This is a genomic window from Hyphomicrobiales bacterium, from assembly GCA_016125495.1.
In the GTDB taxonomy this organism is placed as follows: Bacteria; Pseudomonadota; Alphaproteobacteria; order Rhizobiales; family RI-29; genus RI-29.
Genome location: WGLQ01000011.1, coordinates 1 through 19,792 on the forward strand (window position 1 = coordinate 1; position 19,792 = coordinate 19,792).

Annotated in this window: 16 protein-coding genes; 8 read left to right on the plus strand and 8 right to left on the minus strand. The window is 66.4% G+C overall.

Annotation, left to right across the window (positions count from 1 at the left end):
- Both GC150_09965 and GC150_09970 read right to left on the minus strand, forming a co-directional pair.
- Positions 1-374: ectoine hydrolase DoeA (locus GC150_09965; protein ID MBI1385224.1), on the minus strand; the 374-nt coding region annotated here is incomplete at its 3' end.
- Between the two features lie 113 nt (positions 375-487).
- Positions 488-2,146, minus strand: a complete 1,659-nt coding sequence (locus tag GC150_09970) for a choline dehydrogenase (GenBank protein MBI1385225.1) — start codon at positions 2,144-2,146, stop codon at positions 488-490.
- Between the two features lie 355 nt (positions 2,147-2,501).
- Here GC150_09970 and GC150_09975 point away from each other — a divergent pair, with 355 nt between their 5' ends.
- The 3 genes from GC150_09975 to GC150_09985 all read left to right on the plus strand — a co-directional run bounded on the left by GC150_09975 (position 2,502) and on the right by GC150_09985 (position 5,743).
- Positions 2,502-3,617: a C4-dicarboxylate ABC transporter substrate-binding protein gene (locus GC150_09975; GenBank protein ID MBI1385226.1), complete on the plus strand. Its 1,116-nt coding sequence runs from the start codon at positions 2,502-2,504 to the stop codon at positions 3,615-3,617.
- Between the two features lie 177 nt (positions 3,618-3,794).
- Positions 3,795-4,394 (plus strand): TRAP transporter small permease subunit, encoded by a 600-nt coding sequence (locus GC150_09980; GenBank protein MBI1385227.1) that lies wholly within the window; start codon positions 3,795-3,797, stop codon positions 4,392-4,394.
- Positions 4,391-5,743, plus strand: coding sequence for a TRAP transporter large permease subunit (locus GC150_09985; protein ID MBI1385228.1), 1,353 nt, complete (start codon positions 4,391-4,393; stop codon positions 5,741-5,743). The genes GC150_09980 and GC150_09985 overlap by 4 nt, the downstream gene beginning before the upstream one ends.
- Positions 5,744-5,859: 116 nt before the next feature.
- On the opposite strand, the gene GC150_09990 is transcribed toward GC150_09985, so the two are convergent.
- Both GC150_09990 and GC150_09995 read right to left on the minus strand, forming a co-directional pair.
- On the minus strand, positions 5,860-7,197 hold the full coding sequence (locus GC150_09990; GenBank protein MBI1385229.1) for a VWA domain-containing protein: 1,338 nt from the start codon (positions 7,195-7,197) through the stop codon (positions 5,860-5,862).
- A gap of 75 nt (positions 7,198-7,272) precedes the next feature.
- Positions 7,273-11,238 carry a hypothetical protein gene (locus GC150_09995; GenBank protein ID MBI1385230.1) on the minus strand — a complete coding sequence of 1,322 codons (3,966 nt, stop codon included), beginning with the start codon at positions 11,236-11,238 and terminating at the stop codon, positions 7,273-7,275.
- A gap of 318 nt (positions 11,239-11,556) precedes the next feature.
- Between GC150_09995 and ispG the strand changes: the two genes are divergently transcribed.
- Entirely contained in the window at positions 11,557-12,837 is a 1,281-nt protein-coding gene (ispG, locus tag GC150_10000) for a flavodoxin-dependent (E)-4-hydroxy-3-methylbut-2-enyl-diphosphate synthase (protein ID MBI1385231.1), read from the plus strand.
- Here the strand turns inward: ispG and GC150_10005 are convergent.
- From GC150_10005 to GC150_10015, 3 genes are all read right to left on the minus strand, one after another.
- Entirely contained in the window at positions 12,789-13,760 is a 972-nt protein-coding gene (locus GC150_10005; protein MBI1385232.1) for a calcium/sodium antiporter, read from the minus strand. The two genes, ispG and GC150_10005, sit on opposite strands and share 49 nt — an antisense overlap.
- 280 nt (positions 13,761-14,040) lie before the next feature.
- Positions 14,041-14,364 carry a hypothetical protein gene (locus tag GC150_10010; GenBank protein ID MBI1385233.1) on the minus strand — a complete coding sequence of 108 codons (324 nt, stop codon included), beginning with the start codon at positions 14,362-14,364 and terminating at the stop codon, positions 14,041-14,043.
- A 107-nt stretch (positions 14,365-14,471) separates the two neighbouring features.
- Entirely contained in the window at positions 14,472-14,774 is a 303-nt protein-coding gene (locus GC150_10015; GenBank protein MBI1385234.1) for a hypothetical protein, read from the minus strand.
- A gap of 391 nt (positions 14,775-15,165) precedes the next feature.
- Between GC150_10015 and GC150_10020 the strand changes: the two genes are divergently transcribed.
- Positions 15,166-15,993, plus strand: a complete 828-nt coding sequence (locus GC150_10020; protein MBI1385235.1) for a hypothetical protein — start codon at positions 15,166-15,168, stop codon at positions 15,991-15,993.
- Between the two features lie 807 nt (positions 15,994-16,800).
- Here GC150_10020 and GC150_10025 read toward each other — a convergent pair.
- Entirely contained in the window at positions 16,801-17,691 is an 891-nt protein-coding gene (locus GC150_10025) for a polyprenyl synthetase family protein (GenBank protein MBI1385236.1), read from the minus strand.
- Between the two features lie 276 nt (positions 17,692-17,967).
- Here GC150_10025 and mtgA point away from each other — a divergent pair, with 276 nt between their 5' ends.
- From mtgA to GC150_10040, 3 genes are all read left to right on the plus strand, one after another.
- Positions 17,968-18,714 carry a monofunctional biosynthetic peptidoglycan transglycosylase gene (mtgA, locus tag GC150_10030; GenBank protein MBI1385237.1) on the plus strand — a complete coding sequence of 249 codons (747 nt, stop codon included), beginning with the start codon at positions 17,968-17,970 and terminating at the stop codon, positions 18,712-18,714.
- A 288-nt stretch (positions 18,715-19,002) separates the two neighbouring features.
- Complete coding sequence (locus GC150_10035; protein MBI1385238.1) at positions 19,003-19,191, plus strand: 50S ribosomal protein L32; 189 nt, start codon at positions 19,003-19,005, stop codon at positions 19,189-19,191.
- 119 nt (positions 19,192-19,310) lie between these two features.
- Positions 19,311-19,769, plus strand: coding sequence for a hypothetical protein (locus GC150_10040; protein ID MBI1385239.1), 459 nt, complete (start codon positions 19,311-19,313; stop codon positions 19,767-19,769).
- Positions 19,770-19,792: the final 23 nt, after the last annotated feature.

The following is a 19,792-nucleotide window of genomic DNA, read 5'->3' on the forward strand; positions in this document are numbered from 1 at the left end:
ATCTCGACACCGAGCCGCGCCGAGCCCCAGCCGCGCGACGCGATCAACCCGGCGAGGTGCTGCATGGGATGGCGCTCGGTCGACATGACGTAGTTGTCGGGATACTCGATCACGTCGGCGTCGGCCATCCAGACGGTTCGCAGCGCCCCCTTGGCGTCCATGCCACGGCCCCACCAGACGGGATCGCTCGCGAGCGACACCAGCACGCCCTGGTGCACGTAGAACGACCAGCCGTCGTAGCCGGTGAGCCAGGCCATGTTCGATGGGTCGGCGACGAAAAGGAGGTCGAGGCCGGCGGCCTCCATGGCGCGGCGGGTGCGCGCGAGGCGATCGGCGTATTCCGCGCGCGAGAAAGGCAGGTTGTCGGCTGACATTCGCGGGGCTCCCCGGTTGGCAAGTTGTCGGCTCAGCGTTGCAGCAGCATAGCCGGGTGAACGGCGAGCGCCAGTGGCTTCGGGTACCGTGCCCTGGCGGGGTCGCCAGACGCTCAGCCGGAACGCAAATCCTCGCGGATCATTTCGCTCGCCCTTTCCGCGATCATGATGGTCGGCGCATTGGTGTTGCCCGAGGTGATCGTCGGCATGACCGAGGCGTCCGCGACGCGCAGGCCGGCGAGGCCATGCACCCTGAGGCGCGCGTCGACGACGGCATGGCTGTCATTGCCCATGCGGCACGTGCTGGTCGGGTGGTAGATGGTCTGGGAAATCCGGCGGCAGGCCTCGAGCAGTTCCGCGTCGCTGCGAGCATCGGGCCCCGGCAACCATTCCTCGGAGACGACCTCGGCAAGCGGCGGGCTCGCAGCGATGCGGCGCGAGAGCTTGAGGCCGGCGACGGCGGTCTCCTGATCCATGGCGGTCGAGAGGTAGTTGGGCTCGATCAGCGGGTGGGAAAGCGGATCGGGGGAAGCCAGGCGGATGCGCCCGCGGCTCTCGGGGCGAAGCTGGCAGGTGGACGAGGTGAAGGCCGAGAAGCGGTGCAGACCGCGCCCAGGCTTGTCGGCCGAGAGGGGTTGGACGTGGAACTGGATGTCGGGGGCGATCAGCCCCTCGCGGGTGCGCGCGAAGGCGCAGACCTGGCTCGCCCCCATGCTCAGAGGTCCCCGGCGCGTCAGGGCGAACTGAATTCCCATGAGCATCTTACGGATCGGGTTGTTGACCTCGTCGTTGAGCGTGATCGGGCGCGCCACCTTGAAGACGGCGCGAACCTGGAGATGGTCCTGGAGGTCGCCACCGACGCCCGGCAGATCGCGCCGGGTCTCGATGCCGAGCCCGGCGAGATGGGCGCCCGGACCGATGCCGGACAGCATGAGGAGTTGCGGCGAGCCGATGGCTCCGGCAGCCAGCACGACCTCGGCGCGGGCGCGGACCTCGTGGCGGGTGCCCTCGCGGTCGCGGTAGACGACGCCGACGGCGCGGCCATCCTCGACCACGATCCGCTCGGAATGGGCATGCGTGCGCACCTCGAGGTTCGGGCGCGAACGGGCCGGAGCGAGGAAGGCGCGGGCCGATGAGCATCTGAGCCCGCCCCGGGTGGTCAGCTGGAAATAACCGACCCCGTCCTGACTCGCTCCGTTGAAGTCGTCGTTGCGAGGGATGCCGCAACGCTCGGCGGCGGCGATGAAGCGTTCGCAGATCTCGCGGCGGATGCGCATGTTCGAGACGGCGAGCGGGCCCCCCTTGCCATGGAAGGTGTCGGCGCCGCGTTCCTGGTCCTCGGAGCGCTTGAAGTAGGGCAACACGTCGTCGAAACCCCAGCCGACGTTGCCCATCTGGCGCCAGCGATCGTAGTCACTCGGGTGGCCGCGAACATAGAGGAGGCCGTTGATCGAGGACGAGCCGCCTAGAGTGCGGCCACGTGGCCAATCGAGGCGGCGGCCGCCGAGGCCCGGGTCCGGCTCGGTGCGGTAGCACCAATCGGTCTCGGGATTGTGCATCGTCTTGAAGTAGCCGACCGGAATGTGGATCCAGATATTGGTGTCCGGACCACCAGCCTCGAGGAGCAGCACGCGGAGGCGTCGGTCCTCGCTGAGGCGGCCGGCGAGCGCACAGCCGGCCGAGCCCGCACCGACCACGATCAGGTCGAATTCGCCGCCCGGACGCGCCGCGCCAGCCGCCCCGATCGCGCCGCTCGAATGCCCCTTCGCCATGCCTGCGGCCCCTGCTCGCTCGCCACCCCAAACCGCGACCATCCGGCCGACACCAGACCCGCCGGTTCGTCGGTCTCGCCGGCACCGAACGCATTCATGCTCCGGATTTTCTATTAAATTCAGCCAACTATCTGAATTCCCGTCATTCGGAGGTGGAGAGTAGCGCGCCAGCTGCATCGCATGCAACAAACCTGCGCGACCGGTGCGCGGCGTGCCTGGCGAGCAAAGCGGGTTGCCGGATTGCTCGACAATCGCCAGAGTGGCGGGCACTCGAGAACGAGCGGCGCCCCCTCGGACGACCGCTTACGCGAAACCGCCGCGCCAAGGCGGGCGGCAACTGGGAGGAGAAGACGAAATGAAACTTGCCAAGTCGATCGGCCTCGCAATCGCGGGGCTGGCGGTCGCCGGGCTGGCGGCGCTCGCGCCGGGCGCTGCGATCGCCAAGACCGTCATCCGCGTCCAATCGGTGATCCCGGCCAAGGCCGACGAGGTCACCATGCTCAACGATTTCGCCAAGGACGTCCTCGACCTGACGAACGGCGAGGTCGAGATCCAGGTGCTGCCGGCGGGCGCCGTGGTCGGCGTGCAGGAGACGCTCGATGCCGTCGATTCCGGCCTCATCGAGGGCGGTTTCGCCTGGACGCACTACTGGTCGGGCAAGCACCCGGCCGCCATGCTGTTCGGCTCGCCGGTTGCCGGCGCTGGCGTCGGCATCGACAACATCGCCTTCCTCTCCTGGTTCCTCTACGGCGGCGGCCAGGAACTCTACGACGAACTCTGGAAGGAAATGGGCGTCAACGTGAAGGGTCTCATGCTGCAGCCGGTCGGGCCCGAGGCGCTCGGCTGGTTCCGTGAGCCGATCAACTCGATGGCCGACTTCCGTAAGTATCGCTTCCGCACGCCTCCCGGGATCCCGGGCCAGACCTACAACGACATCGGCGTCGCGGCGGTGGCGATGGGCGGTGGCGACATTCTGCCAGCCCTCGAGAAGGGCACGATCGATGCCGCCGAATGGTGCTGCCCCAAGCCCGACAGCGTATTCGGCTTCCAGAAGGTGCTGAAGCACTACTACCTGCAGGGCCTGCACCAGGTGGTCGTCAACGCCGACATCTACATCAATGGTGATGTCTGGAAGAGCCTGACCCCACACCAGCAGCGCGCGATGCAGGTGGCGGCCAACGCCTCCCTGACGAAGTCGATGGCCTATCGCATCATCGAGAACGGGCGGGCCCTCAAGGACCTCGTCGACAACCACGGCGTCCAGCTCCACGACACGCCGGAGGATTACTTCAAGGAGTACATGGAAGCCGCCCGCCGTTCGCTCGAGAAGAACGCGGCCGAAAATGCGTTCTTCAAGAAGGTCTGGGAGAGCCAGCGCGACTTCGCCAACATCGCGGTGCCGTTCTGGGCCGGCTCGCAGCTCTCGAACGCCAACCTCGGGATGGCTTACGCACGCTCGCTCAAGAAGTAGGGATCACCGGTCGGGGCGGTGGCAGTGCGCCGCCGCCCCGCCGGCATCTCCGGCCGCGGCTCGCGCCATCTAGGCAGGGCACCCGGACAAGAAATCCAAGACACGCACCGTCCCGACCGGACACGCGCAGGGCACCGCATGGCGCGGTCCCTCCGAACGCCATGGGGGTAGCCGGGGATGAGCGGTCCCGACAAATTCTCCGACGAACTGATCGCGGAACGGCGCTCCGGCGCCCCCGGCGCACTGCCAGCCGATATGGCCCCCTGGATGGCTCGAACGATCACCGCGATCGACACCATCGTGTCGTGGTCGGGACGGATCGTCGCGTTCATCCTCGTGCCGATCATGCTCTCGATGGTCTACGAGGTGGTGGCGCGGAAACTGTTCCTGGCCCCGACGATGTGGGCCTACGACGTCAGCCGCATGCTGTGTGGTGCGATGTTCATGCTGGGGGCGGCCTATGCGCTGCTCAAGGGCGTACACATCCGCGCCGACTTCATCTACCGGGGATGGTCGCCGCGAAGCCAGGCGACCGTCGACGCGGCGCTCTACATTCTGCTTTTCTTTCCCGCCATGTGGCTGTTCTTCGACATCTCCTACGACTATGCCGCCAGGGCATGGATCCGGGGTGAGCGGAGCATGGACACGGCCTTCATGGCCCCCGTCGCGCCGGTGCGAACGGCCATGCCTGTCGGGGCGGCGCTGCTGATGCTGCAGGGCGTTTCCGAACTGCTCAAGTGCTTCTATGCGATCAACCGAAACAGGTGGCCGGCATGATGGCGATGGCTCCCGAGGTCATCGGCCTCATGATGATCGCGGTCATGCTGTTCGCGATCTTCGTCGGCTTCCCGATCTCCTTCACCCTGATCTTCCTCGGCATCGTCTTCGGGGCATGGGGCTTCGGCTACAAGCTCGTCGTCCACCTGATGACGCTGCAATTCAACAACGTGATGAACGAGCAGACGCTGGCCGCCGTGCCGCTGTTCGTCTTCATGGGCATCATGATGGAGCAGGCGGGGCTGATGGAGCGGTTGTTCCGCTCGGTCCAGCTCATGCTCTCGCGGACCAAAGGCGCGCTCTATATCGCCGTGCTGTTCGTCTCCACCATTTTCGCGGCGGCGACGGGTATCGTCGGGGCGTCCGTCACCATCCTCGGGATCATGGCGGCCAAGACCATGAACCGGTCGGGATACGACGTGCGGCTGGCCGCCGGCACGATCACGGCAGGCGGCACGCTCGGCATCCTCATCCCCCCCTCGATCATGCTGGTCGTCATGGGACCGGTGCTCGAGGTTCCGGTCACCGACCTCTTTGCCGGCGCCATCATTCCGGGGCTGATGCTGGCGCTCATCTACATGGCCTACGCGCTGATCCGCTGCTGGCTGGATCCCTCGCTCGGGCCGCCGCTGCCGGAAGAGGAGCGGCCGACGAGCATGGGGGAGGTTTTTCGCGAGTTCGTCCTCGGGCTCGTGCCGCCGTCGATGCTGGTCGCCTTCGCCCTCGGCTCGATCCTGCTCGGGTGGGCGACACCGACGGAAGGTGCGGCGTGCGGTGCGATCGGGGCGCTGTTGCTCACCCTCGCATACGGCAAGATGACGACCGGGCGGTTCTACGAGGCGCTCATCAAGACGCTCGAAATTTCGGTCCTCATCCTCTTCCTGGTCGCGGCGTCCAACTTCTTCGGGGCGGTGTTCTCGCGGCTCGGCACGCCGACCATGCTGACCGAGCTGCTGCTCGGGCTCGACGTCGACAAGTACGTCGTGCTGGCGATCGTGATGGCCCTCATATTCCTTCTCGGATGGCCACTCGAGTGGGTGCCTATCGTGCTCATCATCGTGCCGATCCTCATTCCGCTGATCGACAAGCTGGCGTTCATCGAGGGCGACCCACAGGCCAACCTCATGTGGTTCGGCATTCTCGTTGCCGTGAACTTGCAGACGGCCTGGCTATCGCCGCCCGTGGCGCTGTCGGCCTACTTCCTCAAGGGCGTGGTGCCGGAGTGGGACCTCAAGGACATCTATCTCGGGATGATGCAGTTCATGGTGCTGCAGCTCTTCGGGCTGGTGCTGCTCATCATCTTTCCCGAGATCGTGCTGTGGCTGCCGTCGGTCATCTACGGCAAGTAGGGATGTGAAAAAGGGCGCCCCGGCGGGGCGCCCTTGCTTGGATCTTCACCCTTTCGCTCCACCGCATCCCCGCCGCGGCGTCATCGGCGGGAACGGGAAAGGTCGGCGGCGCGTGATCAGTACGCCTGCTGCGTCTTCAGGCCGTGCTGGCGGGCGCGGAGGGCCTTGCGAGTTTTGTTCCACTCCTCGCCTTCGGAGGCGATCGCGGCGGAGTCGGCGCGGTTCTTCTCGGCGAGTTCGCTGAGCGCGGGAGCCGCATAGAGCACGGCGCCGGTCGCAAGCTCTTGCGCGTTGCGCTGGAGCAGCTCGCGAGCGGCCTCCACCTGACCCTGGTCACGCAAGCGCACGGCCTGCTCGCTCACCTCGTTGGAGACCTGGAGGACGACATCGGCCATGACGTCCTTGTCGAGGCTGGCCTCGGCCTCCGTCTCGGAGCGGGTCAGACGGCCGCGCACCTGGCTCGTCACGTTCTGTTCGCTCGCGCCGGCCGCGGTGCCGCGATAGCGGACCCCGACGTCGGCGATGGCTGCGTCACCGGCGGCGCCGTCGGCGGGCACCTCGAGCTCGAGCACGACATATTTCTCCTGGGCGCCGTAGAGCTGGTTGAGGCGCATGGTCACGCGGCCGCCGTCGATCTCGGCCTCGCGGCCGAGGACGCGCTTGGGGCGAAAGCCGGTGTGGCAGTTGATCTCGATGACGACGTCCTGGGCAACGACCGAGAGGACGTCGCCGAACTCCTGGTTGAAGATGCGGACGAGATCATCCTCCTTTTCCACGAAGGCGTGGTTGCCGTCCGAGTTGTAGGCGAGCTTGGCCATGAGGTCCTCGTTGTAGCCGAGGCCGAGGCCGATGGTAGTGACCGAAATACCATCCTTGACGGCCTCACGACCGAGGGCGCCGAGTTCGTCGGGCGTGCTCGGGCCGACGTTGGCGAGGCCATCGGAGAGGAGAATGACGCGGTTGACGCGGTTGTCGGCGAGGAATTTCTTGACCTGGGCGACGCCCTCGCGCGTACCGGCGTAAAGGGCGGTGCGGCCGGCGGCGGTGAGGCGCTTGATATCGGCGATCATCTCGGCGTGACCATCGACGCGGGTCGCCGGCAGGACGATGTCGACCTCGTGGTTGTAGGCGACGATGGCCGCGATGTCGCGCTGTTCGAGGCGCGACAGAGCCATGATCGCGGCCTCCTTGGCGCTATCGAGCTTGGCGCCCTGCATGGAGCCCGAGCGGTCGACGACGATGGCGACATTGACGGGCGTGCGGGCGGCCTCGGTTTCGGGGCGGACCCCCTCGAGGTTGATGCGAAGATAGATCGTGGTGGTCTTGCCGGGGACGACGGCCGACTGGCCGAGGCGTGTCTCGACCCGCACCTCGGCGGCCGAGGCCAGCGGGGCGAGGCCCGATGCGGCGGCCAGAACGGCGGCCGCAAGGCCAATTCTGCGGATTACAGCCATGCTGTTGGAGCTCCGGTTTCTACACGGGGAAGAAACAGATAGCCCAGGAGTGCGGCGGAAATGGGGGTGGGCTGATCAGCGGCTTCGGCGGGATTCGAGATTGATGATCTCGCCGTCGGCCGAGCGCTCCGGCTCCCTTTCGACGAACTCATGCAGGCGCGTCGCCGGAGGCAAGAGATCAAGTATGGCGTCGATAGTGCGATTGCCAACACCGCCGTTGGTCACGGTGTCAAAATCCTCAAGTAGGCCAGCCGACACGCGCGACATGCGGACGTCCTCGCCGTGGTTGGCAAAACGCGAGTCGGTCAGTACACGCTGCCGCGTCTCGTCGATGAAGGTCTCAAGTCGCAGAAGCACCCAGAACGGCAGGCGTTGCATGGTCTCATGCTTGAACTCGTCGCGGACCTCGGCGACATGATCGCCACCCGTCTTGCCTGCCGCGTTCTCGATCGCCGCAGCGAGCCGGGCTAATTCAACCTGACGCACGCTTTCGATCACATCGCGGCCGTCTCGTCGCTCGTCGAGGAAGGCATTAAGGCGCAATTCGACGTCTTCCGGTCCGGCGGACGCCGCCAGTGCATTGAGTCGGTGCTGCGTCACCTTGTTGTCGAGGCCGAGAACGGTATTCAGAATGGCCCCCATCGCCAGGCGGGCGTACTGACGCTTTCCCTCTTCCTGACGGGCGAGGGTTTCCGCCGGACTCGGAAGAGCCTTTTGTTCCTCGGGGGCGGCCAACGCCTTCCTTGCGGCGGTGCTCGGCGCCGGCAGGAGATCTGCTGCAATGCGGCGCATCTGGTTCTTCAGGAACTTGTGCTCGTAGTCGGCAATCAAGTCGAAGGTCGTTGCCGGGAACTCGTTCATATTGCCCGCAGCCACTCCCCTTGCTGTACCCTTGAGCCCGTCCGCGCGCACTTTGGTCAGGCTGCGGTAGAAGGCCCGGTCGACGACATAGATGCCGGAACTCAAGTGCGTTTCCGCGCCCGGATTGATGCTGCCGGGCACCGACGGGCGCTTGTGGGCGGCAACGTGTCCCTCGGCCTTGCCGACGTGGAGGAGATTACGCGCCATGTCGGCCAGACAATACTTCAGATGTTCAAAGGCACGTTTTAAATCCTCCTCAGAGTAACCTCCTCCTTCGCGATCTTTGTCTACAACCATCGCGCTAGCCGTCTTGGCAAGCAGAGGTTGGCGGCGCTGGCTCAACTCTTCGACGGCCTCGTTAAAGTAGACGACGTGAGTGAATTTATCGCTATGGTGACGGAACTCACTCGCGTCCGGGAGTGCCCTCATGAGGCGAAGGAGAAAATCGGCGTGCGTCGCCGGATTCGGCTGGGCGGCCTCCTCGATGATCACCGCGAGACGTTTGATTTCATCGTCGAGAACCCCGTGCTCCTCTTTCTTGACCCTGCGCTCGCTCTCACGCTCGATGCGCAGGCGATCCTCCTCGGAAAGCGGGAACTGGTGGTCGACGCTGGCGATGATTTTCCGCGCGCTCGACGTCTGGAGCTCGCTGCGCAACTCCGGATTGGTGACGTATTCGCGGTCGCAAATGAGGTTGAGCTGGCGGTAGAACGGACCCTTGACGTGGTAGCGGCCGTTGCCGTCGTCATGCACGAGGCCGAGGTCGGAGCCGGCCGTCAGGATGCGCGAGGCGGTGGCGCGCAGGCCCGTCGGAAGGCCCGATATATCCACCACGCCCATATAGGGTCCGCTCTCCTTGACCGGCTTGAAGTGATCGAGGACGAGGTGCGCATTGGCATAGCGCATGCGCCCGTTCTCGCCGAGAGCGGCATTGAACATCGTCTCGCGCATGGAAACGGTCATGCCGTCGTCGACCGGCACCTCGGCAAGCGGGGAGCGCATGACGTTGGCGCCGAAGAGCCCCGACATGAAGACCAGCGCGTCGACCGCGATGGCGATCGCGAGGGCCAGATAGGCGAGGTTGTTGCCGTCGTTGAAGGCGTTCGCGGTGACGACGAAGCGGTGCGCCTTGTCGTCGCGGTTGAGGGCGACGCGGTTGAGGAGGGTGCGGAATTCCTCCGTGTCGCCGCCGGGAAGGCCCGAATCCTGGATGCAGGCGTTGCCGTGGCGCAGCAGCGAGTTCGCGGTGCCGCCCGAGACCCGCTCGCCGGCCGCGCAATTCTCGCGGAAGGCGGCGAGGGCGCCATTGTAGTTGAAGACCTCTGAGGCCGCCTCGCTCGCTGCTTCGGGCTCGCAGTCGAGGCCCGAGGTCTGTTCGGCGAGGGTCGGGACCTGGCCGACGGCGACGCGCAGCGCATTGCAGAGCGCCTGGATGCGGTCGTAGGTCTCCTTGGTCGGGTCGCGGCGGAAGGTGGCGCGCTCGCGCTCGATCTGACGGATGCCTCCGGCCGCGTCGAGATCGTCGGCAATGTTGCTGCCGGCGTCGGCCTGGACGGTAGCAAGGCGCTGCTTGGCGGCGTCGATCTCGACGTCGAGCGCGGCGATCCGCGTGGCGATCTGTTCGAGACGGGCGTTGCGCGCGGCGCGCTGGTCGTCGAGGCGGCCGAGGTCGGCGACGATGGCATCGAGCCGGCGCTGCAATTCGTCCTGGTCGAGGCGCAGGCCGGCGAGGCGGTCGCGCAGCTCGCGCCACTTCGGCCCGCGGCCCGCCTGGCCGGTGCCCCGCACGCCCTCGGCCTCACCGCGCATGTCGGCCTCGGCCTTGATGATCTCCTCGCGCTTTGCGGCGAGGGCGGCCTCGATCTCGGCGCGGCGGGCTTGCGGACTTGCCGGGTCGGCGACGGCGGCGGCGGCATCGGGCGTTTGGGCGGCAAGCAGGCGAGCCTGCTCGGAAGCGAGGGTCACACGCTCCTGCTCGGCGCGCGAGATCGTCGTGCGCTCGGCGGTCTCGCGGGCGCTCTGCTGGCCGACGCGGTCCAGCTTCATGCGGGTCAGCTCTTCGGGCGCACGCTGCGCCACCCCGACGAGCGCCGAGAGGTCGGCATTGTAGCCCTGCCAGGCGCTGGAGGCGAACAGGCGCTCGACGGCCTCGCGCCGGCGCAGCTCGATACGCGCGCCGACGTCGGCGACGACGCCTGCGACATTGTTGCGTACGCGCAATTCGGCGGCACGCTCGCGCTCCTTCTCATCGAAGATGTGCGAGAAAAGGCTGTCGAACGAGAAAAAGACCGAGGTCGCCATGCAGGCCGCGAACATCAGCCAGAGCGGCAGGTTGGCGAGGATCGTCTTGATGCCCCGCAGGTACGGCAGGACGATATCGTCACTGAACGAGGTGGTGCCGAAGAGCCCGGCCAGGACGGCGACGCCGGCGAATAGCAGCAGGCGCTGGAGGTCGAAGCCGGCGCTGGCGTCGGCACTGAACCAGGTCCAGACGGTCGGTCCGCCGAAAAACATGGAATCGGCGAGCAAGGTGGCGCCGAGCACGGTCGCCCCGACGATGATCGCCCTCAGCCACCAGCGGCGCCCGACCGGCTGGGTGGGGCGGGCAAAGCCCTGCGCGAAACTCTCGCCGATGAGCCAGGCGGCGATCAACATCACGCCTTGAATACCGAACGTGATCAATAGGCTGAGAACCCAGTCCCCGGTGAAGTTGCGCATCCCGTCCCAGGTCGTCCAACCGGAGGCGAGCGAGAGCACGAGACCGGTCAGGCCGAGCAACACCAGCCGCCAGTTGGTCAGCACCTGGGTCGAGAAGATGCGCCACATGTGGCTGAAATGTCCGCTGCCCGAGAGGAGGCCCGGAAGGCCGAGGCGGCGGGCCATGACGGCCACGCTGGCAACCACGAGGAGGATCAGCAGAGGCGTGACGAGTTGGGGCAGGGTGGCCGCAAAGCTCGCCGCGACCCCTTCGAGGCCCTTGAGGGTCGCGGCCAAGAGGTCCTGCTCATGGCCCGCACCGGCAGGCGCGCTCGCAGCCGCCTCCGCGCGATGCGGCCAAGCGAGGGCCAGCGTCGCCACGACGGCCAACGGCCCGCGCGCCGGCATGCCCAGCCAAGCAACCGCGGCGCGGCAGGCCGCCAACCGCCTCGCTGGCGACAGTCCCTCTCTCAGAACAGACAATCCGAACCGCATCCGCACTCGAGGCCCCGCTTGTCGAGCAAACTAGCACAGCTAAATGAATACTACATCATTACGCGCGTGAACGCATGATGAACTCGGCGCTCCACCGGTCATCCAACAGCGATGGCCGCCCCTTGCGGCGGCAATGGGACCGCCGTCACAGTGATCTGGTATGCCATCGTCCTTCGGAAAAGGTCCGATGGCAGGTTGGTGCTCCGGGGCGGCCGGTCAGACGAAGCTTGACGCCCGGGTCCCGCACCTCCAGCTTTCGCGCCGAACCGGCCGTGCCGAGCCCCTCAGTCCGCGGAGCCAGCATCGATGACCCAGCACAATGTCATTCGTAGACCGACGACCGGGGTGCGGATCGGCAGCGTCACGATCGGCGCGGGCGCGCCGGTGGTCGTGCAATCGATGACCAATACCGATACCGCCGATGCCGCCCGCACGGCGGCGCAGGTGGCGGCGCTGGCGCGGGCGGGCTCGGAGATCGTGCGCATCACGGTCGACCGGCCGGAGGCGGCTGCCGCGGTGCCGCACATCAAGGAGCGGCTCGCCGCGATGGGCTGCCAGGTGCCGCTGGTCGGGGACTTCCACTACAATGGGCACAAGCTGCTCGCGGATCATCCGGCCTGCGCCGAGGCGCTCGACAAGTACCGGATCAATCCCGGCAACGTCGGCTTCAAGGCCAAGCGCGACACGCAGTTCGGCCAGATCATCGAGCGGGCGCTCGAATACGGCAAGCCGGTGCGCATCGGGGTCAACTGGGGCAGTCTCGACCAGGAACTGCTGACCCATCTCATGGACGAGAATTCGCGGCTGCCCGAGCCGCGCGACGCGCGGGAGGTGATGCACGAGGCGATCGTGCAGTCGGCGCTGCTCTCGGCGGACCGGGCGAATGCGATGGGGCTTGGCGACGAGCGGATCATCCTCTCGGCCAAGGTCAGCGCGGTGCAGGATCTGGTGGCGGTCTACCGGCTGCTCGCCAGCCGCTCGGGGCGCGCCCTGCATCTCGGGCTGACGGAGGCGGGCATGGGCTCGAAGGGCATCGTCGCGTCGAGTGCCGGCATGGCGATCCTGCTGCAGGAGGGAATCGGCGATACCATCCGCGTCTCGCTGACGCCGGAGCCGGGAGGCGATCGCACGCTCGAGGTGAGGGTCGCCCAGGAGCTGCTCCAGACCATGGGGCTGCGATCCTTCGTACCGATCGTTGCGGCGTGCCCAGGCTGCGGGCGCACCACCAGCACGGTCTTTCAGGAACTCGCCAAGCAGATCCAGGACCACGTGCGCGAGCGCATGCCCGATTGGAAGGTACGATATCCGGGGGTCGAGGAAATGAATCTCGCGGTGATGGGCTGCATCGTCAACGGGCCGGGAGAGTCGAAACACGCCGATATCGGCATTTCACTCCCTGGTACCGGCGAGGCGCCCTCCGCGCCGGTGTTCATCGACGGGCAGAAGGCGATGACGCTCAGGGGCGCCGACATCGCGCGCCAGTTCACCGAGATCGTGGAAGCCTACGTCGAGCGGCGCTACGGGGCAGGCAGACGCGATCAGGCGGGGGCGGCTCCCGCACTCGTCAACGAGAGCAAAACAACGTAGCCGGCGTAGGCGGCAAGCAGTGCGCCGCCCTCGAGGCGCGTCACGCGCCATCCGGTGACCGCAACGACGAGCAGCGCGGCGGTCGCGGCGAGCATCACCCAGACGTCGACTTGCATGATCTCCGGCGGGATGACGAGCGGCTGGACGACCGCGGTAACACCGAGAATACCGAGGATGTTGAAGATGTTGCTGCCGACGATGTTGCCGAATGCGACGTCGCCCTGACCACGCACCGCAGCCATCGTGGAGGTCGCGAGTTCCGGCAGGGAGGTGCCAACGGCGACCACCGTCAGACCGATCAAGGTTTCCGAGACGCCGAGCGACGCGGCAAGCTCGATGGCCGCGCGCACGAGGACATCAGCGGCCACCAGAAGGACGAGAAGGCCGATGCCGGCTTGCCCCAGGGCAAACAGAATGGGGCGGATCGTGGTCGAGGCACCCGACATCTCATTGGGCTCCGCAGTGCCGGCGCCCTCCACATCGCCACGCTCGTGAAAATAGGTCGCAACCACGTAGGTCGCGAGTAGCGCGACGAAAAGAAGGCCGACCGCGCGCCCCATGGAACCGGCCATCAACGTCAGACCGCAGGCAATCGTGACGGCCAGCAGCACCGAACCGTCGCGCAGCATGGCGCGCCGCCGCGTGACGATCGGCCGCAAGAGCGCGGCAAGGCCGAGGATGAGGAAGATATTCGCTATGTTGCTACCGACGACATTGCCGACGGCGATGCCGGGAGAACCTGCGGCGGCGGCCTGGATACTGGTGACGAGCTCGGGAGTGGAGGTGCCGAAACCCACCAGTGTCAAGCCGATCACGAGTGGGGAGATGCCGAGCCGGGCGGCAATGGCGACGGCACCGCGCACGAGCAGTTCACCACCGAGCATGAGGCCAGCCAACCCGAGACCGAGCATGAGGTAGGTCATCGCGAATACGTCTCCCTTCGGCCGGTGGCCATGCGAGGAAGTGCTGTCGGGAAGGGTCGTGCCGGATGGCGGAGGTTCGGCCGACGGGCGAGAACAATGGGCGGGGCACGCTACGGGCAGGTGCGTGTGATGGTACTCGGCGAACGTCGGCCAGAGCCGGCGCGCACGATCTGAAGGAAAAGAAATCAACGACTGGCCGAAGCGATCCGATCTTGCGCCGCCGCACTCCCCTGCGTCCGGCCCGGAGCCGCTCCGGCACCGCCGAGGCCCAGTGCGCAAGTCAGACGCCGGTGCCCTGCCCTTCCCACCAGGATGGCGGCTCGGCACCCTGGCGCAAGGCGACCTCGGCGCGATAAGCCTTTCGGAAGACAACGACGAAGAGAACCAGTGCCGCAACCACCGAAATCCAGTACGCGCCATGCTCCACGAGCGCTGGCAGGCCCAGAACATAGGCCGATGCCCAGATCGTCGCCTCGAGACAAATGAAGGGAGCGCCGACCAGGAACACCGTCGCCCCGAAGGCCGCCACGATCTGGCCAATACCGTCGCGCATGCCCGAAACCGAAACTCCAGGGAGTTCGGCCAGGCCAAGCTCGTACCACATTACCTTCCACTCCCGCGAAACCGGACGCCGAGGCTTTCCCAGGGTCCGACCATGAAACAAGCGACAAGTGGCCGGCGGGAAAGCCGCCGGCCACCCGGACCGTCAGATCAGCCGTTGCTCTCGACGACCTTGCCGTCCTTGATTTCCAGCTTCTGGTCGGAAGCCGCATTGAAAGGCTCGGTCGCAGTTCCGCCGACCACCTCGATGTCGCAGCCCGAGGCGCATTCGATGTCCAGAACCTCCCCGGGGGCGAGTTGCAGCTCGGTGGCGTTGCCGCTTTCCGTCACACGGATCGTCTGGGGGGACGTTTCCCTGTTGGTCAGGGTCAAAGCCTCGGCGCTCGTAGCAAGGCCAAGAGCCGCCGCCAAACCGACGGCAGCAAGGGTCGCGACACGCGTGTGCGTGCTCATGTCCGTTCTCCACTATCAAGGATTTTTTGCGCTCGCTGGTCGAGCGCCGCCCGCTGGCGCGGTCCGCGTCGGTCCCGAAAGACGATTACGACGGCAGCCGAGCCACCGTGCACGACTTCAATTAGTGAACCTCGGGAGAGTCGAACAGGGGGGCAAAAAAATTTCGGCTCGATCGCAATTCCGCCATCTTGGCGAAGGGCACGACCGAGACCCGAGGCTCTGTCGCTGGGACGACGGATAGTCGAATTCGTCACCGCAAGGGCGCGATGAGGCACCTGACGAAGAGGCCCGTGGCGCGAGGGATGCGGTCGCGGGCTTTCCACGGCCGGCGCATGGTGCTCAAATCGCCCGACACCATCGGCCCGGGCGAACGCTTTGAGGAAACAGCCAAATGAACCTCGATTTCTCCACCATCATCTTCCTTCTCTTTGCTCTCATGGCGCTTCAGCCGCTGCTGATGGGGCGCTGGTTCGCCATGCAGAGGGCGCGCGCGATCGCGGCGATCGAGAAGGCCCACGGAACCCGCGTCATCACGATGATCCACCGCCAGGAAAAGCGCAGCCTCTTCGGGATGTCGGTTTCCCGGCACATCGACCTCGAGGACGCCCAGACGATCATCGCGGCCATCAAGGAGACACCCTCCGACATGCCGATCGATCTCGTCATCCATACGCCCGGCGGACTCGTGCTTGCAGCCATGCAGATCGCACGCGCCGTCGAGGCGCACCCGGCGAAGGTGACCGTCTACGTGCCGGTCTATGCCATGTCCGGCGGAACGCTGATCGCGCTCGCGGCGGACGAGATCGTGCTCGGCGAGTTCTCCGTTCTGGGGCCGATCGATCCACAGATCGTCGGGCTGCCTGCAGCGAGCATCGTTCGCGCCCGTGACAGCAAGCCCGTCGAGCACGTGCTGGACCTCACACTGGTGCTGGCGGACGTCGGGGAAAAGGCGCTGGCGCAGGTCAAACGCGGAGCCGTCGAAATCCTGACGCCGCGGATGGATCAGACCACCGCCGAGGCCCTCGCTGAAAAGCTCGCCGGCGGGCACTGGACGCACGATTACGCCCTCACCTCACAAGAGGCCAACGCGCTCGGCCTGCCGGTGCGCACCGGAATGCCGACCGAGATCCTCGAACTCATGAAGCTCTATCCGCAGCCGGTGCAGCAGTCCGGCGTCGAATTCCTGCCGATCGACCTGCCTCGTCGCGGCATGCGGTAGGACGGGGTACCACGCCGCCCACAAGGCGCGCTCACCGTCGGCCGCGCGCAGAAGGTGCCGGGTCTCGGTGCGCCGACAGCACGCGATCCTCTCGGGTTTCCATTGTTCAGGGCGCTCCGTAGGCTCGGTGCCGCGGACGCGGTCAAAGGCCACCCAACGAGGACAGTTCAGCCATGTTGAGCGCTACCATCGCGAGCGCTTCCGCCCCCACGAAGTCCGGGAGGAATGCACAAACCGCCGATCGCATTGATTTGGCGTCCGGTGAGATCCGTGCGCCATTCTATCTCGACAGGAAGCGCGAGATCAGATTGCAGCATGACGGTCTCGCCTGGAGCGGGCGAAGCGGCGAACGCATTCTCGCGCTCCAGAACATCGAAACGATCCGGCTGTACGCGGTGCCCGGCCTGGGCGGTGTCACCCTCGCCTGCACAGTGGCCGGGGGCGGCGAGCGGCTCACGTTCATGCGCCTCGCTGGACAAGGGTTGGCGATCACATCGGGAACTGGACGTCTCACCTACCGCCAGTTCGTCACGGCGCTGCTCACCGAGATTGCCCGCACCGGGCGCAGGCCACGCCTCGTTGCCGGCGGAGGAATCTTCTGGTGGGTCTCGCTCGCCTGCGCCTTGCTCTATGTTCTTGCGCTGGCGATCAGCGTCCTACTCCTCATTGACGGCACGACGACGCTGCTCGGCGGTGGCGCGCTCGGCGTGCTCCTGGTCGGGCTGCGATCGCTCGGCGGGTGGTTCGGCACACTAAGGCGCGGTCTCGGGCGCACGTTCGCGGCGGCGTCGCCGCCGGAAGCGTTCCTCAAGAGCGACGACTGACCACGAAGCGCAGCGCCTCACCGAGCACCGATGCGCGCGGGCCAAAAGCGGAAAGGAGAACGCGCGCTTCCCGCTCGAGCCCGGTGAGCTCTTCGCGGGCGCCAGCGATGCCGAGCATCGAGACGAACGTTGCCTTGCCGGCGGCGGCATCCTTGCCGACCGCCTTGCCGGCGGCGGCGGCGTCGCCCTCGGCATCGAGCAGGTCGTCGGATATCTGGAATGCGAGCCCCAGAAGTTCGGCGAAGCGGGCCATGCGCAAGCGGTCGTCGGCCGCCGTGCCCGCCAGGACAGCGCCAGCCTCGACTGAAAATCCGATGAGTGCGCCGGTCTTCATCGCTTGGATCCGCGCGATCGATGAGAGCGTCTGCTCTCCGCCAGCCTCCGCCTCGAGATCCAGCTGCTGGCCGCCTGCCATTCCGCCCGCCCCGGATGCGACCGCGAGCAATCGCACCAGTTCGAGCTTGATGGCAGGGTCCGAGATCACTTCGGAGCTGGCGATGATTTCGAAGGCAAGCGACTGCAGCGCATCACCGGCAAGGATCGCCGTCGCCTCACCGAAGGCGACGTGGCACGTCGGACGACCGCGCCGCATCGCGTCGTCGTCCATGGCGGGCAGATCGTCATGGACCAGCGAATAGCAATGGATGAGTTCGACGGCGGCACCGGCCTCGAGGGCCGCCTCGCTCGAGGCGCCAAGCAGGTTGGCCGTTTCCAGCACGAGGAACGGGCGAAAGCGCTTGCCGCCGCCGAGCACCGCATGGCGCATGGCGGCCGCAAGCCGCTCGGGGGCTGAACGCAGCGAGCGCTCGAGCTTTGCCTCGAGAACGGCCTCGATGCGCTTTCCACAGGCCGCAAGGCGCGCCTCGAAGGTCATATTCGTGCCGTTGTGACTGGTCATCGAGTTCGGCATCCGTCGGGGTCTTGGCGGCGGGTATGCGGCCAGTCGACCTTGGCCCGCGCAGTTCGGTCGGCACGCGGTTCATTGCACCGGGTGCCCGCATGGCCATATCACGAGGCGGGTGAGACGACCACTTCGGCAGGTCGGGCCGCCTGAAATCAACGAACGAGATGGAGACGGCGCTGCCGCGTGCACGGCGTCCCTAGGCTCGACAAGGGGGCCAACATGGCTACTTCGCCTGTCGGCACAGCAATGACGAGTCGCCCCGCGGTGGTGGCCGCGACAGGGGCGGGGAGCAAGCCGGGGCGTCGCGCCTCCTGGCTCCGCACGCCTCACATCCGGCTGCGCGAAATGGCACGCATCGCCATCGTGCTCGCTGGCGTGCTCGTCGCCCATCATCTGGCGCTGGTGGCGATCTATCGTTTCGTCGATCCGCCGGGCTCCAATGCCATCCTCGCACACTACATCAAGACCGGCGCGGTGGACCACCGATGGGTCGATCTCGACGACATCTCGCCGAACGTGCTCAAGGCGGTGGTGATGGCGGAGGATGCCCGCTTCTGCCGCCACTGGGGGGTCGATCTCGTCGAACTGCACCACGCTGTGATGACGCGCGGTGGGCGCGGGGCCAGCACCATCACGATGCAGACGGCCAAGAACCTCTTCCTGTGGTCGGGTCGCAGCTACCTGCGAAAGGCGATCGAGCTGCCGCTGGCAACCGCGATCGATCTCGTCTGGCCCAAGCGCCGGGTGCTCGAAGTCTATCTCAACATCGCGGAATGGGCGCCGGGTGTCTACGGGATCGAGGCGGCCGCGCAGCACCACTTTTCGAAACGCGCATCCCAGCTTTCCGGTCGGGAGGCCGCGCTGCTCGCCGCGTCGCTGCCCAATCCGGCCGTGCGGGACGCCGGCGACGCGGGTCCGAGGACCCAGCGCAAGGCCGCGATCATTGCAAAGCGCATGGCGGCAGCCGGAAACTATGCTGGTTGCGTTCTCTGATCCGGCCCGACAACCGAGCCCGCAGGCCGCGAACGAGGTGCGCACCGGTGGCAGCGGCGAGCCAAACACCACATTGCACCCGTCGACGTCGGTTTCCGACGACGATTTCGCCATCGAGGGCCTAGCCTCGCGGACACGAAGCCATTATAAGGCGGGGCAACGCGGCCGGGCTCTGCCCGGCCCGATTTTTGTCGCTGAACAGATGACGAGGCCTCGCGACGCGGGGCCCGAGCGAACGATGAAGCCGGCGCCGCTGGCGGCGTTCGCGGTTGCGAGAGATGATTTGACATGGCCGTACCAAAGCGAAAGACGTCGCCGATGAAGCGGGGGCACCGGCGCTCCGCCGATGCTCTCAAGAACCCGACCTATGTCGAGGACAAGGACTCGGGGGAGCTGCGGCGACCGCACCATATCGATCTCAAAAGCGGTATGTACCGCGGACGCCAAATTCTCGAGCCGCAGGGCGACAACACCTGATCGGGGCCCGATCGGGCGCGGTTGGCGGCTCGTGACGAGTAGGGGTACGATCCGCGCTCGGCGTCGCCGGGCGGTTCGGGCCGTGAATTCGGGTTCGAGCCCGTCGTTTGGAGAACATCATGTCGCTCAAAGCCATCCCGCTTCTGATCCTGTCACTGATCATCTACAATGCCGTCATCCTGATCGGTGCGCCGGCGGCCAATCCGGCGACTGGCTTGACCGATGCCGATCTGACACCCGCTTATCAGGTGCTGCAGTCCGAGATCTTCCGCATCGGCATGCCGAGCGGCGGCTACTGGATTTTCAACACCGGCGACCTCATCTTGATGATCTCGCTCATTCTCCTGGGCATCGAGGTCATCAAGTCGACCTACACGCGCGGCGCCGGGCTCGCCGACCAGGCGCTCTCGACGGTGCTCTTCGTCATCTTCATCATCCAGTTCCTGCTGGACGACAACGCGGCGACGTCGACGTTCTTCATGCTGACGCTCATGGCGCTCATCGACGTGGTGGCCGGATCGATCATCGGCATACGCACGGCGCGCCGTGACATCGGCTTCGGCGTCGGTGACGCCTGAGACCGAGCCACGCGCCGGCCTCC

Excerpts from the sequence above, each read along its gene's own strand:
- GC150_09970 (MBI1385225.1), bottom strand. The coding sequence starts at position 2,146 with ATGGCGAAGGGGCATTCGAGCGGCGCGATCGGGGCGGCTGGCGCGGCG.
- GC150_09975 (MBI1385226.1), top strand. The coding sequence starts at position 2,502 with ATGAAACTTGCCAAGTCGATCGGCCTCGCAATCGCGGGGCTGGCGGTC.
- GC150_09980 (MBI1385227.1), top strand. The coding sequence starts at position 3,795 with ATGAGCGGTCCCGACAAATTCTCCGACGAACTGATCGCGGAACGGCGC.
- GC150_09985 (MBI1385228.1), top strand. The coding sequence starts at position 4,391 with ATGATGGCGATGGCTCCCGAGGTCATCGGCCTCATGATGATCGCGGTC.
- GC150_09990 (MBI1385229.1), bottom strand. The coding sequence starts at position 7,197 with ATGGCTGTAATCCGCAGAATTGGCCTTGCGGCCGCCGTTCTGGCCGCC.
- ispG (MBI1385231.1), top strand. The coding sequence starts at position 11,557 with ATGACCCAGCACAATGTCATTCGTAGACCGACGACCGGGGTGCGGATC.
- GC150_10005 (MBI1385232.1), bottom strand. The coding sequence starts at position 13,760 with ATGACCTACCTCATGCTCGGTCTCGGGTTGGCTGGCCTCATGCTCGGT.
- GC150_10010 (MBI1385233.1), bottom strand. The coding sequence starts at position 14,364 with ATGTGGTACGAGCTTGGCCTGGCCGAACTCCCTGGAGTTTCGGTTTCG.
- GC150_10015 (MBI1385234.1), bottom strand. The coding sequence starts at position 14,774 with ATGAGCACGCACACGCGTGTCGCGACCCTTGCTGCCGTCGGTTTGGCG.
- GC150_10020 (MBI1385235.1), top strand. The coding sequence starts at position 15,166 with ATGAACCTCGATTTCTCCACCATCATCTTCCTTCTCTTTGCTCTCATG.
- GC150_10025 (MBI1385236.1), bottom strand. The coding sequence starts at position 17,691 with ATGACCTTCGAGGCGCGCCTTGCGGCCTGTGGAAAGCGCATCGAGGCC.
- mtgA (MBI1385237.1), top strand. The coding sequence starts at position 17,968 with ATGACGAGTCGCCCCGCGGTGGTGGCCGCGACAGGGGCGGGGAGCAAG.
- GC150_10035 (MBI1385238.1), top strand. The coding sequence starts at position 19,003 with ATGGCCGTACCAAAGCGAAAGACGTCGCCGATGAAGCGGGGGCACCGG.
- GC150_10040 (MBI1385239.1), top strand. The coding sequence starts at position 19,311 with ATGTCGCTCAAAGCCATCCCGCTTCTGATCCTGTCACTGATCATCTAC.